General features: G+C 68.2%; 1 protein-coding gene and 1 pseudogene. Both read left to right on the forward strand.

What is annotated here, in order from left to right; translation table 11 throughout:
* Positions 1–221: pseudogene (locus tag AACY08_RS28985) on the forward strand (hypothetical protein); the annotation flags it as partial.
* A 1-nt stretch (position 222) separates the two neighbouring features.
* Positions 223–494 (forward strand): AtzH-like domain-containing protein (locus AACY08_RS28990; protein ID WP_339472516.1); only part of this gene is annotated, 272 nt, incomplete at its 3' end.

Below are 494 nucleotides of genomic sequence, written 5' to 3' on the forward strand. Positions count from 1 at the left end.
TCGACGGCGTCGAGCTGCCGGTGCGCGCCAATATCGGCATCCACACCCAGCCGATCTCCTTCATCGGCCTGCCCGTAGTCGCGGTGCCCGTGCCGCTGGAACCGCTGCCGATCGGTGTGCAGATCATCGCCGCGCCCTGGCGCGAGGACATAGCGTTGCGCGTCGCCTACGCGCTGGAGAAGATGGGCGTGGTGTCCGCGCCGGCGCCAAGAGGACTTTGAGATGGAGATCGATCTTCCCGAGGTGATCGCGGAGGTCAAGGCCGCCTTCGATCGTTACGAGCAGGCTTTGGTCACGAACGACGTCGCGGTGCTCGGCGAGCTGTTCCGCAACGATCCCCGCACGCTGCGCTACGGCATCGGCGTCGGCCGCGACGGCTTCCGCTGGGGCGGGGTGCACAAGATCACCGCCAAGAAGGAATGGCCGGACTGGACGCCGCCCTCGCAGATGCTCGCCCGCCGCCCCGACCTGCCGCGCCACATGAAGGGCGGCAT

It is taken from the genome of Pseudomonas sp. EL_65y_Pfl1_R83, from assembly GCF_963970695.1.
GTDB lineage: Bacteria > Pseudomonadota > Gammaproteobacteria > Pseudomonadales > Pseudomonadaceae > Aquipseudomonas > Aquipseudomonas tritici.